This is a genomic window from Citrobacter sp. RHBSTW-00944 (genome assembly GCF_013615435.1).
Taxonomy (GTDB): Bacteria; Pseudomonadota; Gammaproteobacteria; order Enterobacterales; family Enterobacteriaceae; genus Citrobacter; species Citrobacter braakii.
The window spans coordinates 749,161-765,226 of the sequence record NZ_CP055418.1 but is presented as its reverse complement, the minus strand read 5'-3'; the positions used below and the strand labels follow the sequence as shown (position 1 = coordinate 765,226).

Annotated in this window: 14 protein-coding genes and 1 other annotated feature; of the genes, 4 read left to right on the top strand and 10 right to left on the bottom strand. The window is 52.1% G+C overall.

The window, feature by feature from the left end:
• Positions 1-72 precede the first annotated feature (72 nt).
• Positions 73-1,995, bottom strand: coding sequence for a molecular chaperone DnaK (gene dnaK / locus HV334_RS03625; protein ID WP_016151634.1), 1,923 nt, complete (start codon positions 1,993-1,995; stop codon positions 73-75).
• 611 nt (positions 1,996-2,606) lie between these two features.
• Here dnaK and satP point away from each other — a divergent pair.
• Positions 2,607-3,173: an acetate uptake transporter gene (satP, locus tag HV334_RS03620; RefSeq protein WP_003018969.1), complete on the top strand. Its 567-nt coding sequence runs from the start codon at positions 2,607-2,609 to the stop codon at positions 3,171-3,173.
• Between the two features lie 34 nt (positions 3,174-3,207).
• Here satP and HV334_RS03615 read toward each other — a convergent pair whose 3' ends face one another.
• The 3 genes from HV334_RS03615 to tal form a co-directional block, all read right to left on the bottom strand.
• A complete protein-coding gene (locus HV334_RS03615; protein ID WP_016151633.1) occupies positions 3,208-4,515 on the bottom strand; it encodes an MFS transporter in 1,308 nt (435 codons plus the stop codon).
• A gap of 124 nt (positions 4,516-4,639) precedes the next feature.
• Positions 4,640-5,227 (bottom strand): molybdopterin adenylyltransferase, encoded by a 588-nt coding sequence (gene mog / locus HV334_RS03610; RefSeq protein ID WP_141875888.1) that lies wholly within the window; start codon positions 5,225-5,227, stop codon positions 4,640-4,642.
• A gap of 110 nt (positions 5,228-5,337) precedes the next feature.
• Positions 5,338-6,291, bottom strand: coding sequence for a transaldolase (gene tal / locus HV334_RS03605; RefSeq protein ID WP_016151631.1), 954 nt, complete (start codon positions 6,289-6,291; stop codon positions 5,338-5,340).
• 274 nt (positions 6,292-6,565) lie between these two features.
• Between tal and HV334_RS03600 the strand changes: the two genes are divergently transcribed.
• Positions 6,566-7,996, top strand: coding sequence for a sodium:alanine symporter family protein (locus tag HV334_RS03600; protein ID WP_016151630.1), 1,431 nt, complete (start codon positions 6,566-6,568; stop codon positions 7,994-7,996).
• A 77-nt stretch (positions 7,997-8,073) separates the two neighbouring features.
• The gene (yaaA, locus tag HV334_RS03595) at positions 8,074-8,847 is read left to right on the top strand and encodes a peroxide stress protein YaaA (protein WP_016155647.1); all 774 of its coding nucleotides are present in this window, start codon (positions 8,074-8,076) and stop codon (positions 8,845-8,847) included.
• An 84-nt stretch (positions 8,848-8,931) separates the two neighbouring features.
• On the opposite strand, the gene thrC is transcribed toward yaaA, so the two are convergent.
• From thrC to yjjY, 6 genes are all read right to left on the bottom strand, one after another.
• Entirely contained in the window at positions 8,932-10,218 is a 1,287-nt protein-coding gene (thrC, locus tag HV334_RS03590) for a threonine synthase (protein WP_181221185.1), read from the bottom strand.
• Positions 10,219-10,221: 3 nt separating this feature from the next.
• A complete protein-coding gene (gene thrB / locus HV334_RS03585) occupies positions 10,222-11,151 on the bottom strand; it encodes a homoserine kinase (protein WP_019078325.1) in 930 nt (309 codons plus the stop codon).
• A 1-nt stretch (position 11,152) separates the two neighbouring features.
• The gene (gene thrA, locus HV334_RS03580) at positions 11,153-13,615 is read right to left on the bottom strand and encodes a bifunctional aspartate kinase/homoserine dehydrogenase I (RefSeq protein ID WP_047414492.1); all 2,463 of its coding nucleotides are present in this window, start codon (positions 13,613-13,615) and stop codon (positions 11,153-11,155) included.
• Positions 13,616-13,638: 23 nt separating this feature from the next.
• Positions 13,639-13,765: a sequence feature (Thr leader region), on the bottom strand.
• Positions 13,695-13,760, bottom strand: a complete 66-nt coding sequence (gene thrL, locus HV334_RS03575; RefSeq protein ID WP_032337689.1) for a thr operon leader peptide — start codon at positions 13,758-13,760, stop codon at positions 13,695-13,697. (Overlaps the previous feature by 66 nt.)
• 206 nt (positions 13,766-13,971) lie before the next feature.
• Positions 13,972-14,658, bottom strand: coding sequence for a tRNA/rRNA methyltransferase (locus HV334_RS03570; protein ID WP_181221184.1), 687 nt, complete (start codon positions 14,656-14,658; stop codon positions 13,972-13,974).
• Between the two features lie 399 nt (positions 14,659-15,057).
• A complete protein-coding gene (yjjY, locus tag HV334_RS03565) occupies positions 15,058-15,198 on the bottom strand; it encodes a protein YjjY (protein WP_042998021.1) in 141 nt (46 codons plus the stop codon).
• A gap of 95 nt (positions 15,199-15,293) precedes the next feature.
• Between yjjY and arcA the strand changes: the two genes are divergently transcribed.
• Complete coding sequence (arcA, locus tag HV334_RS03560) at positions 15,294-16,010, top strand: two-component system response regulator ArcA (protein ID WP_001194359.1); 717 nt, start codon at positions 15,294-15,296, stop codon at positions 16,008-16,010.
• Positions 16,011-16,066 lie beyond the last annotated feature (56 nt).

Here is a 16,066-nt window from a genome sequence, read left to right as displayed (position 1 = left end):
CCCCTAACATGCGTGCACGGGCGGAGAGGAAACCTCTTCGCCCGTGCCAGTAATTACCCGTTCAAAGGGCGATTATTTTTTGTCTTTCACTTCTTCAAACTCAGCGTCGACAACGTCGTCATCTTTCGCGTTGTTTGCAGAAGCATCAGCACCTGCTGCGCCAGCCTGCTGCTGTGCGTGCTGCTGCTGAGCGATTTCCATCAGTTTCTGGGAAACCTGTGCCAGCGCCTGCATTTTCGCTTCGATATCCGCTTTGTCTTCGCCTTTCAGAGAAGTTTCCAGCGCGGTCAGTGCAGACTCGATGGCAGTTTTGTCATCAGCCGGCAGTTTGTCGCCTGCTTCTTCAACCTGCTTGCGAGTGCTGTGCAGCAGATGGTCACCCTGGTTACGGGTCTGAACCAGCTCTTCAAACTTACGGTCAGATTCTGCGTTCGCTTCTGCTTCGCGAACCATTTTCTGAATTTCTTCTTCGTTCAGACCAGAAGAAGCCTTGATGGTGATCTTCTGCTCTTTACCGCTATTTTTGTCTTTCGCGGAAACGTGCAGGATACCGTCGGCATCGATGTCAAAAGTAACTTCGATCTGCGGCATACCGCGCGGAGCCGGGCTGATGCCATCCAGGTTAAATTGACCCAGATCTTTGTTATCAGCGGCACGTTTACGTTCACCCTGCAGCACGTGGATGGTTACCGCAGACTGGTTGTCTTCAGCGGTAGAGAACACCTGGCTGTGCTTGGTCGGGATAGTGGTGTTTTTCGCGATCAGTGCAGTCATCACGCCACCCATGGTTTCGATACCCAGAGACAGCGGGGTAACGTCCAGCAGCAGCACGTCTTTCACATCACCGGTCAATACACCACCCTGAACGGCAGCACCGATTGCCACAGCTTCGTCCGGGTTAACGTCTTTACGCGGCTCTTTACCGAAGAACTCAGCTACTTTCTTCTGTACCATCGGCATACGAGTCTGACCACCGACCAGGATAACGTCCTGAACGTCGGAAACAGACAGACCAGCATCCTGCAGAGCAACTTTCAGCGGCTCGATAGAACGGTTAACCAGGTCTTCAACCAGGCTTTCCAGTTTCGCACGGGTCACCTTGATGTTCATGTGTTTCGGACCAGTCGCGTCTGCAGTGATGTACGGCAGGTTCACGTCGGTCTGCTGAGCGGAAGACAGTTCGATCTTCGCTTTCTCAGCGGCTTCTTTCAGACGCTGCATCGCCAGCGGGTCGTTACGCAGGTCGATACCCTGATCTTTCTTAAATTCGTCAACCAGGTAGTTGATCATACGGCTATCGAAGTCTTCACCACCCAGGTGGGTATCACCGTTGGTTGCCAGAACTTCGAAGGTTTTTTCACCGTCAACTTCGTCGATTTCGATAATAGAGATATCGAAAGTACCACCACCCAAGTCATAAACCGCGATAGTACGGTTGCCGACTTCTTTATCCAGACCGTAAGCCAGTGCAGCTGCGGTTGGTTCGTTGATGATACGTTTTACTTCCAGACCTGCGATACGGCCGGCGTCTTTGGTTGCCTGACGCTGAGCATCGTTAAAATATGCAGGTACGGTGATAACTGCTTCAGTTACCGGTTCACCCAGGTAATCTTCAGCCGTTTTCTTCATTTTTTTCAGCACTTCAGCAGAAATCTGCGGCGGTGCCATTTTCTGACCTTTTACGTCAATCCATGCATCACCATTGTCAGCACCGATGATTTTGTACGGCATGATGGCTTCATCACGCTGCACTTCTTCGTCCTGGAAGCGGCGGCCAATCAGGCGTTTAATCGCAAACAGGGTGTTTTGCGGGTTTGTCACTGCCTGACGTTTAGCCGGCTGACCAACCAGAGTTTCACCATCCTGGGTATAAGCAATGATAGAAGGCGTGGTGCGATCGCCCTCGGCGTTCTCCAGCACACGTGCAGTAGTGCCATCCATAATCGCTACACAAGAGTTGGTAGTACCCAGGTCGATACCAATAATTTTACCCATCTAAACGTCTCCACTAAAAATTCGGTCATCATGTGGTTGTGAATCTGTAATAAGGGCGAAACGTGCGGTTTCAACTACCCTGAATCGTTTTTTTTCAGACTCACCACTGCGGTTGTCTACAAGATGGGGTCGTAACCCACGTCATCAAGGGGGGCATGAAAAATTTTTTTAGCCTTGTGGCATTAAATTCGCAGAAAAAAGGCAAAAAGAGAGAAAAATGAATAGTCGCCAACCAGAATTAATTCATACAACCAATTAAATCAGGAAAGTTATTCACATAAAAATTGCAATAAAAAGAAAAGATTACGAGCATGAATCGTTTTTATGACGACGGTAATCTGGTCTGAAGTCACACACTGTTGCAGCCGTCAAAGAGAAACCCCATGAAATCTGTGTTAACTCTTTCCACCAGCCTGCTTATGGGCCTGCTGCTGAGCAGCACCGCCGTAACTGGCAAACGTGATGCCCATCACAGGGAAAATAATTCATTTTCCCTTCGTTAGATCATAGACAGTGCCTTCTCCCCTGATTATCATGCCGCGCCCCGAAGACAGCGATCGTTATTCGGGGAAACTATTTCACCATTCAATCAATGATGATTTTGAGGAATTATGGGCAACACTAAGTTGGCTAATCCGGCACCGCTGGGCCTGATGGGCTTTGGCATGACCACCATTCTGCTTAACCTGCACAACGCGGGTTTCTTCGCTCTGGACGTTATTATTCTGGCGATGGGCATTTTCTACGGCGGTATCGCGCAAATTTTTGCCGGACTGCTGGAATATAAAAAAGGCAACACCTTCGGTTTAACCGCCTTTACCTCCTACGGTTCGTTCTGGCTGACGCTGGTTGCGATCCTGCTGATGCCGAAAATGGGCCTGGCGGATGCAACCAATGGTCAGTTCCTGGGCGCTTACCTCGGTCTGTGGGGCGTGTTCACTCTGTTCATGTTCTTCGGTACGCTGAAAGCCGCGCGCATGCTGCAGTTCGTGTTCCTGAGCCTGACAGTGCTGTTCGCCCTGCTGGCCGTTGGCAACATTGCGGGTAACGAAGCGATCATTCACGTTGCTGGCTGGGTAGGCTTAGTGTGTGGTGCAAGCGCCATTTACCTGGCGATGGGTGAAGTGCTGAACGAACAGTTTGGCCGTACCATCCTGCCGATTGGTGAAGCGCACTAATCTGATGCTATCCCCCCTGACGGGGGGATATTCCTTACAAGCGCTGTAACTCTGCCTGTACGCTCGAATCGCGATGATAAAGATCCTGTCGCAGCCAAATCCCCAAACCTAGCCCTACCAGCGATAACGCCAGCACATACCAGGCCGGAGCCATCGGCGACACGCTCATTAACATCGTGACGGCGATTGGCGTCAGACCACCAAAAATGGCGTACGACACGTTGTAAGAAAAGGATATTCCGGTAAAGCGGACTTCCGCCGGAAACGCCCGCACCATCACATAAGGCACAGCACCCACCACGCCAACGCATAACCCCACCAGCCCGTATAACAGGAACAAATGCTGGGGATGGCTGCCGGTCAGGTGATAGAAAAACCAGCTTGAACAGGCCAGCAGCAGGCTGCCGACAATAAAGGTTTTGCTGGCGCCGACCCGATCGACAATAAACCCAGCCAGCAGGCAACCGACGCACAGCATAATGGTAGCGACACTGTTGGCTTGTAACGTTAGCGCCGGCGCAAAGCCATACTGCTTCTGCAACCAGACTGGTGACATCAGGATCACCACCACAATCCCAGCCGATAGCAGCCAGGTCAGCAGCATTGAAATAACTACCGCTTTTTTATGTTTGCTCACCACTGACTTCACCGGTAGCTCTTGCGCCAACGCTTTACGCTGCTGCATTTCGAGAAATATGGGTGTCTCCTGCAGCCAGCGACGCAGGTACATCGCCACCAGCCCAAACACGCCCCCCAGCAGGAAAGGAATACGCCAGCCGTAATCATGCACCGCCTGCTGCGTCAGGCTGGTGTTCACCAGCGTCGCAACCACCGACCCCAGCAGAATTCCCACCGTCAGGCCGGCAGTCAGCGTTCCGCAGGCAATGCCGATACGACGCTCCGGTACATGCTCCGCCACAAACACCCACGCGCCCGGAACTTCTCCGCCGATGGCAGCGCCTTGCAAAATACGCATCAGCAGTAACAGCAGCGGCGCGAGGATCCCCATTGAGGCGTAAGTAGGCAACAGGCCAATAGCCAGCGTCGGTATCGCCATCAGCAAAATGCTCAGGGTGAACATTTTCTTGCGCCCGACCAGATCGCCAAAGTGCGCCATGATGATGCCCCCCAGCGGACGCGCCAGATAGCCGGCGGCAAAAATGCCGAAGGTTTGCACCTGACGTAGCCATTCAGGGATGTCTGCGGGGAAGAAAAGCTCGCCAACAACAGCGGCAAAGAAGACAAAGATAATGAAATCATAAAACTCAAGCGCACCACCAAGGGCAGCAAGCGTAAGGGTTTTATAATCCTGGCGATTCAGCGGTCGAGTGTGTTGTGACATAGCAAACCATGAGTCAGTGAAGTAATTGAATCTGTTCGTTGATATATGTAAAGCAAAAATTACTATATCGTAAACAATTCAATACTCCACTGTCATTGGTACTTATGCCACGATCGGGCTACTTTCAGGCATTTGTATCGCGTATTGCGCTTTTAGGACGAAAAGATGCTACAACAGTCGCTGCGGTTTCCACATACGGCCCATCCAATAGCTGTATACAATACGGTACACTTGCAAAAATACCCGGCACGATAACCTTACCGTCGGCATCTTTCACGCCTTCCAGCGTCTCTTTGATCGATTTTGGCTGCCCAGGCAGATTCAGGATCAACGCCTGCTTGCGAATCACGCCAACCTGACGGGAAAGAATCGCCGTTGGCACAAAGTGCAGGCTTATCTGGCGCATCTGCTCACCAAAGCCCGGCATCTGACGGTCGGCTACGGCAAGCGTTGCATCAGGCGTTACGTCACGACGGGCCGGACCCGTTCCGCCGGTAGTCAGCACCAGATGACAGCTCATTTCATCTACCAGCTCACATAAGGTCTGTTCGATGATCGCCTGTTCATCCGGGATCAACCGCGTTTGCAGCTCAAAAGGGGTGGTAAGGGCAGACGCCAGCCACTCTTCAAGGGCCGGGATACCTTTATCCTGGTAAACGCCGCTGGAAGCACGGTCAGAAATGGAAACCAGGCCAATGCGTAAAGTATTCATGATTATTCCGTTTAAACAGTCTCGTTAAACAGAATGATACACTGCGAAGGGAAGGACAGACAGGTTTCAGAAGAGGTAGCGTGACCCATATCAGGGCCACGCACTAATGATTACAGCAGATCGCCGATCATTTTTTCCAGTTTACCCTGGTCTACAGCAAACTTACGGATACCGTCCGCCAGTTTGTCTACAGCCATTGGATCCTGGTTGTGCTGCCACAGGAACTCAGCTTCGGTGATACGTGCAGGGCGCGCTTTCACTTCGCCGGAGAAAGACAGTTTACGTTCGATAGCACCTTCGCTTTCCGCCAGTTCTTTCAGCAGTGCCGGAGCAATCGTCAGACGATCGCAGCCTGCCAGCTCAATGATTTCTCCGATGTTACGGAAGCTCGCACCCATAACTACGGTTTCGTAACCGTGCTGTTTGTAGTACTCGTAGATTTCCGTTACGGAAACCACTCCCGGATCTTCTGCCGGTGCATACTCTTTCTTGTCGGTATTGGCTTTGTACCAGTCAAGAATACGGCCAACGAACGGAGAAATCAGATATACGCCAGCTTCTGCACATGCACGCGCCTGCGCGAAGGAGAACAGCAGAGTCAGGTTACAGTTGATGCCTTCTTTTTCCAGCTGCTCAGCGGCACGGATGCCCTGCCAGGTTGAAGCCAGTTTAATCAGGATGCGATCGTTGCTGATGCCAGCATCGTTGTACATTTTGATCAGGCGTTTTGCTTTAGCGATGGACGCGTCGGTGTCGTAGGACAGACGAGCGTCAACTTCAGTGGAGATACGACCTGGGACCAGTTTCAGGATCTCCAGACCGATATTTACTGCCAGCTTGTCGGTCGCGTCGACGACCTGCTGCGCACGGTCGTTGCTCTGCTGCTTAGCCCAGGCTACAGCGTCATCAATCAGCTTGCGGTATTCCGGGATCTGCGCTGCGTTAAGAATGAGAGAAGGGTTAGTTGTGGCATCCTGAGGCTGATACAGCTTCATTGCCGCGATGTCTCCGGTGTCGGCCACTACTGTGGTGAACTGACGAAGGGAGGTCAATTTGTCCGTCATGATAGCGATTCTCTTTAAACAGCTTGTTAGGGGGATGTAACCGATCTTCCCTGATGATAGCACGACGCACTCTCAGCGCAACCGCCTGGATTGTCCGACCAGCCGCTCAGCCCTGATTACGCATCGCCATGCCTGTGATGCGCAATTAAGGGATATAACGATTGTTATGATAAACTCCCGCAATCAATCACCTTATAAGGTATATACTGGTCGATTATTGGTAGCGCTTACACGGGAATATTCGCGCTTACCGGCATCAACAAGAGGGATGTTAATGCCTGATTTTTTCTCATTTATTAATGAAATACTCTGGGGATCGGTGATGATCTACCTCCTGCTTGGCGCAGGATGTTGGTTCACCTGGCGTACAGGGTTTATTCAGTTCCGCTATATTCGCCAGTTTGGCAAAAGTCTTAAAAACAGCATCAGCCCGCAGCCGGGCGGTTTAACTTCCTTTCAGGCTTTATGCACCAGTCTTGCCGCACGTATCGGTAGCGGAAATCTGGCGGGCGTGGCGTTGGCGATTGCCGCTGGCGGCGCGGGAGCCGTGTTCTGGATGTGGGTCTCGGCGATCATTGGTATGGCGACGTCATTTGCCGAGAGCTCTCTTGCCCAACTGTATAAAGAGCGCGACAGCAAGGGACAGTTTCGCGGCGGTCCTGCGTGGTATATGGAGCGTGGGCTGGGCATGCGCTGGATGGGCGTTCTTTTTGCCATCTTTTTACTCATTGCTTATGGTCTGATTTTTAACAGCGTTCAGGCTAATTCGGTCTCTCATGCGCTGACCTTTGCTTTTGATATCCCTCCCCTCTTCACCGGTATCGCACTGGCAATAGTGTCATTATTGGCAATCGTTGGCGGCATTAAAGGCGTTGCCCGCCTGATGCAATGGTTCGTTCCGATGATGGCGCTGTTGTGGGTCGGTTGCAGCATCGTCATCTGTCTTTGGCATTTCGGGCAGCTCCCCGGCATTATCATGACCATTATAAAAAGTGCCTTTGGCTGGCAGGAAGCCGCAGCCGGTGCCGCCGGGTATACGCTAAGCCAGGCCATTGCCAGCGGCTTTCAACGCGGTATGTTTTCTAATGAGGCCGGAATGGGATCAACTCCGAACGCGGCCGCGTCGGCAGCATCCTGGCCTCCGCATCCTGCGGCACAAGGCATTGTGCAAATGATCGGAGTATTAGTTGATACGCTGATTCTCTGTACGGCCAGCGCGATGATTGTTCTGTTGGCGGGTAATGACGCCAGCTATGTACCGATGGAAGGCATCCAGTTACTCCAGAAAGCGATGGTTTCAGTGACGGGAGAATGGGGTGCCGGATTCGTGGCGTTAATTGTGATTCTGTTTGCCTTTAGCTCTATCGTAGCCAACTACATCTATGCGGAAAATAACCTCGTTTTCCTGAAGCTGGACAATATCCGCGTCATCTGGCTATTAAGGATCGCCACCGTTAGCACCGTTATCGGCGGAACGTTAGTCAGCGTTCCGCTGGTCTGGCAGTTGGCGGACATCATTATGGCGTGTATGGCCATCACTAACCTGACGGCGATTCTGCTGCTTTCACCGGTTGTGCAGACTATCGCCTGCGACTATCTACGCCAACGCAAACTCGGGGTGCGCCCAGAATTCGATCCGCGCCGTTATCCTGATATCAGACAACAACTTGCGCCCGAAAGCTGGGATGAGACGCCGCGCGGATAGCGCGGCAATCGCAACCATCGATCAATTCTGTCGTTTTTTTTGCTAAAGTCGCAGTAAATTTCCTGCAAGGACTGGATATGCTGATTCTGATTTCACCTGCAAAAACGCTCGACTACCAAAGTCCGCTGGCAACGACACGTCATACATTGCCCGAACTGCTGGATCACTCTCAGCAGCTTATTCACGTGGCGCGCCAACTCTCTGCTCCGCAAATTGGCAAGCTGATGGGAATTAGCGACAAGCTGGCGGATCTGAACGCCACGCGTTTCCATGACTGGCAGCCTGACTTCACGCCGGAAAACGCGCGCCAGGCCATTCTGGCGTTTAAAGGCGACGTGTATACCGGACTGCAGGCTGAAACCTTCAGCGAAGCGGATTTCGACTTCGCTCAGCAACACTTACGGATGTTGTCCGGGCTGTACGGCGTTTTGCGTCCGCTGGATTTGATGCAGCCTTACCGTCTGGAGATGGGTATTCGTCTGGCCAATGCGAAAGGTAAAGATCTCTACCAGTTCTGGGGAGATACCATCACCGATAAACTTAACGAAGCGCTGGAAGCGCAAGGCGACAGCGTAGTGATTAACCTCGCCTCGGATGAGTATTTTAAATCCGTGAAGCCGAAAAAGCTCAACGCGGAGCTTATCAAACCGGTCTTCCTCGACGAGAAGAACGGCAAGTTCAAAGTCATCAGCTTCTATGCCAAAAAAGCGCGCGGCCTGATGAGTCGCTACATTATTGAGAACCGCTTAACGCAGCCAGAACAGCTGACCGCCTTTAACAGCGAAGGCTATTTCTTTGATGAAGAAGCGTCAGGAAATGGCGAACTGGTGTTTAAGCGCCAGGAGCAGTAGTAAAAAGGCCGGATGGCGGCGAACTCCCAATCCGGCCGACTGGTTTTGTAGGCCCGCTAAGCAAAGCGCCAGCGGGCACAACCGTTAACTGCGGGTCATCATCAGCTTGCGCAGTTCAGCAAAATCAGCAGGCAGGTGATGAGAAAGCAGCGGCAGGTCCGCGCGTTCCGCCAGCGCTTTTGGCAGAGCCAGCGTCAGGTCAAGAATCTCTTCAACGCTTTCTTTAAACTTTGCCGGATGCGCAGTACCGAGGAACAGGCCGTACTCGCCAGGGTTCAGTTGGTCACGCAGCGCACGGTAAGCCACCGCCGCATGCGGTTCTGAGGTGTACCCCATCTCATGCAGCTCACGCATCGTATCCTGAGTAGTGGCATCGTCAACAGCGGCATAACCCAGCTCATTCAGACGCCAGATTTTACGGCGGAACAGTTCTTCCACCCGCGGCCAGTTATTTGGCTGGCTGACATCCATCGCATTCGACAACGTCGCCTGTGTCGCTTTCGGCGCCCACTCACCTTGTGCAAGAAAGCGTGGAACCGTATCGTTGACGTTGGTCGCCGCGATAAAACGCTTCACCGGCAAGCCCAGTGATTTTGCCAGCAGCCCGGCAGTCAGATCGCCAAAGTTGCCGCTGGGAACGGAAATAACCAGTTGATTACGCGCCTCTTGCGGCAGTTGAGCCACGGCCTCAAAGTAGTAACAGATTTGCGCCAGCAGACGGCTAATGTTAATTGAGTTAGCCGAATTCAGCCCCAAAGCTACCTTCAGCTCTTCGTCATCAAACGCCTGTTTCACCAGCGCCTGACAGGCATCAAAATCGCCATCAATCGCCACGGTTTCAATATTGCCACCCAGTGTACAGAACAGTTTTTCCTGTAATGGGCTAATCTTGCCGTTCGGATAAAGGATCACCACGCGCACATTTTTCAGGCCATAAAAGGCATGTGCGACTGCCGCACCAGTGTCTCCAGAGGTCGCCGTCAGAATGGTAACCGGTTTGTCGCCGCTGATATGCGTCAGCATCTGCGCCATAAAGCGCCCGCCAAAGTCTTTAAATGCAAGCGTTGGGCCGTGGAACAGCTCCAGACAGCCGATATCCGCGGCAACCTGAGCAACCGGCGCCGGGAAGGCAAACGCCGCACGCACGCGCTGTTCGAGAATCTCCTGTGGGATTTCTTCACCGATAAATGCGGAAAGGATCTTCGCGCTGCGGCTAACGAAGTCCTGGTTCAACATTTCATCGACTTCTGACAGATTGAATTCCGGCAAATCGTGCGGAAAAAACAATCCCTGATTCTTGCCAAGCCCTTGCGTGACGGCCTGTGCAAAGCTGACCTGTTCGTTATGATCTTTCAGATTATACAGTTTCATTGATTATCCCAGTACCCGTGCGCCCGCCGTGTCCAACCGGCAAATATGAACAAAGCCTTCCTGATTTTGCAGATAATTTTTACCCAGCCAGTCTGCTACACGCTGCGCCGTATCCGGCTTGTCGCACAAAGCGAACAGCGTCGGCCCCGAACCGGAGATGCCGCTGGCCAGCGCCCCGATTTCCGCTACCGCCTGACGCGCCTGGCTAAAGCCTGGCAGCAGGCGGGTACGGTACGGCTCAGCAATGACATCTTTCATCAGCTTCGCGGCAAGCCCTGGCTGACGGGAATAGCAGGCATGGATAAACCCAGCCAGATGCCGCCCGTGGGCGATACAGTCCTGACGGCGATACTGCGCAGGTAAAATCGCCCGCGCTTCTGCCGTCGACACTTTAATCCCCGGATACGCGAGTACCCACAGCCACTCATCAAAGCCTGGCACCTGCTGGCTGATAATGCCGTTTTCTTCGATCATTAACTGCATACCGCCCAAAAAGCACGGGGCGACGTTATCGTAATGAATACTGCCGGAGATACGCCCTTCCAGCTCACCCATTATCGCCAACAGGCGCGTATCGTTGAGCGGTTTACCGCAATGCTCGTTCATGGCGACCAGCGCCGCCACAACGGAACACGCGCTGGAGCCTAACCCGGAGCCAATCGGCATATTTTTTTCCAGCGTCATCGCCACCGGAACGCTTTTACCCAGCTCCTGACAGAATCGCTCCCAGCACTGGTAGACAATATTTTCTCGCGGCTCAGGCGGCAGCTTATTGGCAAAGCGACCGAGGTTGTTGAGGCTGAAATTGTCAGCCGCCTCAACGGATACCACATCGCCTAACAGCGAACCGTCCACCGGGGTTACCGCCGCTCCGAGCACATCAAACCCGACGCTCATATTGGCGCTGGAAGCCGGGGCATAAACTCTCACCATGTCAGACTCCTAACTTCCATGAAAGGGTACGTAGCAGGTCGGCAAATACGCCCGCCGCCGTCACGTCGTTACCCGCGCCGTATCCGCGCAGAACCAACGGTAGCGGCTGATAATAGTGGCTGTAAAACGCCAACGCGTTTTCACCGTTTTTCACTTTGAACAGCGGATCGTTGCCGTCTACGGCCTCTATTTTCACGCGACAGACGCCATCCTCTTCAATATTGCCAACATAGCGTAATACTTTCCCCTCATCACGGGCTTTCGCCACACGCGCGGCAAAGGCGTCATCCAGCTGCGACAATTTCGCCATAAACGCGGAAACATCACCGGAATCATCAAACTCTTTTGGCAGGACCGGCTCAATAACAATGTCAGAAAGCTCCAGCTCACGACCGGTTTCACGGGCCAGGATCAGCAGCTTACGCGCCACGTCCGTACCGGATAGATCGTCACGCGGATCGGGTTCGGTATAGCCCAGCTCACGCGCCATGGTGGTGGCCTCGGAGAAGCTCATGCCTTCATCCAGCTTGCCGAAAATAAACGACAGCGAACCAGAAAGAATGCCGGAGAAACGTTGCAGTTCATCGCCCGCGCTGAGCAGATTTTGCAGGTTCTCAATTACCGGCAAGCCCGCGCCTACGTTGGTGTCGTACAGGAATTTACGACGAGACTTCGCCGCAGCAAAACGCAGCTGATGGTAGTAATCCATCGACGACGTGTTGGCCTTTTTGTTCGGCGTAACCACATGGAAGCCTTCGCGCAGGAAATCCGCATACTGATCCGCGACCGCCTGACTTGAAGTACAGTCGACAATCACCGGATTGAGCAGATGATATTCTTTCACCAGACGAATTAAGCGCCCCAGGTTGAAAGGCTCTTTCGCGCTTTCCAGCTCCGACTGCCAGTTTTCCAGATTCAGACCATGGACGTTGGTCAGCAGGGCCTTCGAGTTCGCCACGCCGCACACGCGCAGATCGATATGCTTCTTTTTAAGCCAGGTTTGCTGACGTTTAAGCTGCTCCAGCAGCGCACCGCCCACGCCGCCAACGCCAATGACAAATACTTCAATCACCTGATCGGTGTTGAACAGCATCTGATGGGTCACACGCACGCCAGTGGTCGCGTCGTCGTTATTCACCACTACCGAAATGGAACGCTCAGACGAGCCCTGGGCGATTGCCACGATATTAATGTTCGCGCGAGCCAGCGCGGCAAAAAATTTCGCCGAGATGCCACGCAACGTGCGCATACCATCGCCAACGACCGAGATGATCGCCAAACGCTCAGTCACCGCCAGCGGCTCCAGCAAGCCTTCTTTCAGTTCGAGATAGAATTCATCCTGCATGGCGCGTTGCGCACGCGCGCAGTCGCCCTGCGGGACGCAGAAGCTGATGCTGTATTCAGAAGAGGATTGGGTGATCAGCACCACCGAGATGCCTGCGCGCGACATCACGGCAAAAACTCGCGCCGCCATCCCCACCATGCCTTTCATCCCAGGGCCGGAGACGCTAAACATCGCCATGTTATTGAGGTTAGAAATCCCTTTTACCGGCAAATCGTCATCATCACTGCTGGCACCGATAAGCGTGCCGGGCGCTTGTGGATTGCCGGTATTTTTAATCAGGCACGGGATCTGGAACTGGGCAATAGGGGTAATGGTGCGTGGGTGCAGCACTTTAGCGCCGAAGTAAGAAAGCTCCATCGCTTCCTGATAAGACATCGACTTCAGCAGTCGGGCGTCGGGTACCTGGCGCGGATCGCAGGTATATACACCATCGACATCGGTCCAGATCTCACAACAATCGGCGCGCAAACAGGCGGCCAGTACGGCGGCAGAGTAGTCAGAGCCATTACGCCCCAGCACCACTAACTCTCCTTTCTCATTCCCGGCGGTAAATCCTGCCATCAGAATCATATGGTCCGCAGGAATACGGCTGGCGGCAATGCGGCGCGTAGATTCGGCGATATCAACGGTAGATTCGAGGTAATGGCCTACCGCCAGCAATTTCTCTACCGGGTCGATGACCGTCACGTTGTGCCCGCGCGCTTCCAGCAGGCCAGCCATGATGGCGATCGACATTTTTTCACCACGGCAAATAAGCGCAGCATTGATGCTGTCCGGGCACTGACCCAGCAGGCTGATACCGTGCAGGACGTGCTTAATCTGTGCAAACTCTTGTTCAACAAAGGCTTTGAGCGGAGCCTGCGGGAAACCCGGTTGCGCGGCGGCAAGCCCCACCAACAGCTCAGAGAAAATGCGTTCGGCGTCGCTGATATTGGCTAAAGCATCCTGACCACCGATGGTCTTCTCAATCATCGCCACCAGATGGTTGGTAATTTTTGCGGGGGCAGAGAGAACGGTCGCGACCTGCCCCTGTCTGGCATTGCTTTCCAGAATATCGGCAACCCGCAGAAAGCGCTCTGCATTTGCCACTGATGTACCGCCGAACTTCAACACTCGCATGGTTTACCTCATTGCCTTTGGTCGAAAAAAAAGCCCGCACTGTTTAGGTGCGGGCTTTTTCTTGTGTTTCCTGTACGCGTCAGCCCGCACCGTTACCTGTGGTAATGGTGATGGTTGTGGTAATGGTGATGCTGATGCGTTTCATGATGTTGTGTGCTCTGTAATTATTTATTATCTGTCCTGTATTCTTTTAGGGTTAAAGTATCTGCTGACCTAAGTCAATAAATTTTTAAATTGGTCACATTCCGAAACTTGTTCACGAGCGACTGCTTGCCCTTTTAGTTTCGACCAATACAGTATGTCAGCCCTACTTGAATCCAGAATAAAACACCACACAGTAAAAACAGTTCGATACTTTATTTCGTGATGCTTTTTTCTATATCATGTAAAAAACGGTGCAACATTGCCGTATCTCGCTGCCCTAACAGACCCATTCGCTGTTGCAGCCAGTCCGCCAACTTGATGTCGTCAGAAACGTTCAGCGTGGCTAATAAACGCAAAACGCGCGCGCGCAATGCCTGTAGCTGAAGCTCATCCGTCACCTCAATGTTTTTGACGGGTTGTTGTATTAAACCTGCTAATTGATAGCAATACACCATCACCGCCTGCCCCAAATTGAGTGAAGGATAGTCAGCCACCATAGGTACACCGGTGAGTACATCCGCCAGGGCCAATTCTTCGTTGGTCAGCCCTGAATCTTCACGACCAAAAACCAGCGCGGCATGATCCATCCACGTTGATTTTTCCTGCAGCAGAGGAACCAGTTCGACCGGCGTAGCGTAGTAATGGAACTTCGCCCGACTACGCGCAGTGGTCGCGACGGTAAAATCTACGTCGTACAGCGCCTCCGCCAACGTTGAAAAAACGCTAATATTATCAATAATATCGCCAGAACCATGCGCGACCCATCGCGTGGCGGGTTCCAGGTGGGCTTCGCTGTCAACGATGCGTAATTGGGTGAACCCCATAGTCTTCATAGCGCGGGCAGCCGCACCAATATTTTCCGCTCTGGCGGGGGCAACCAGAATAATTGTTAAACGCATTTCGATACTCTTTTTGGCCAGTCTGCAAGGAAAAATGTGACGTGCTTCAACATATTACGCAGTGCGAATTTACATATTTTTAACAGAAATCACTGAAAAAGCATTTCGCATCCATTAAAAAATGCTAAACTATTTCCCGGGTGTACTATTGCTTTTTATGTTAACAAAAGTTGCATATCCCTCTGTTTATCCATGATAATTTAATTTAAAATGGATCGCACCGGTTGGATTCATTACATTTATTAATTTGCTCGTGCAACTAGTTGTAATATTGCAATTTTGTGATGAAAGCAAACATTTGGATACGTTGATTTCATCAAACTGTTAACGTGCTACAATTGAACTTGATATATGTCAACGAAGCGTAGTTTTATTGGGTGTCCGGCATGTCTTAGCCTGTTATGTTGCTGTTAAAATGGTTAGGATGACAGCCGTTTTTGACACTGTCGGGTCCAGAGGGAAACTACCCACGACCAAGCTAATGATGTTGTTGACGTTGATGGAAAGTGCATCAAGAACGCAATTACGTACTTTAGTCATGTTACGCCGATCATGTTAATTTACGGCATGCATCAGGCAGGTCAGGGACTTTTGTACTTCCTGTTTCGATTTAGTTGGCAATTTAGGTAGCAAACATGCAGACCCCGCACATTCTTATCGTTGAAGACGAGTTAGTAACACGCAACACGTTGAAAAGCATTTTCGAAGCAGAAGGCTATGATGTATTCGAAGCGACAGATGGCGCGGAAATGCATCAGATTCTCTCTGAATATGATATCAACCTTGTGATTATGGATATCAATCTGCCTGGGAAAAATGGCCTGCTGTTAGCACGCGAACTTCGCGAACAAGCTAACGTTGCGCTGATGTTCCTGACGGGCCGTGATAACGAAGTCGATAAAATTCTCGGCCTCGAAATCGGCGCAGACGATTACATCACCAAGCCGTTTAACCCGCGCGAACTGACTATCCGTGCTCGTAACCTGCTGTCCCGTACCATGAACCTGGGTACTGTCAGCGAAGAACGCCGTAGCGTCGAAAGCTACAAGTTCAATGGCTGGGAGCTGGACATCAACAGCCGCTCTCTGATTGGTCCTGACGGTGAGCAGTATAAACTGCCACGCAGCGAATTCCGCGCCATGCTTCACTTCTGTGAGAATCCGGGCAAAATCCAGTCTCGCGCAGAACTGTTGAAAAAAATGACCGGTCGCGAACTGAAGCCGCATGACCGTACCGTTGACGTGACGATCCGCCGCATTCGTAAGCATTTCGAATCAACGCCGGATACGCCAGAAATCATCGCCACCATTCACGGTGAAGGCTACCGTTTCTGCGGCGACCTGCAGGATTAATTCAATCCTCACTGGTATAAAAACGGCGCTTTATGCGCCGTTTTTCATTTCCCCTA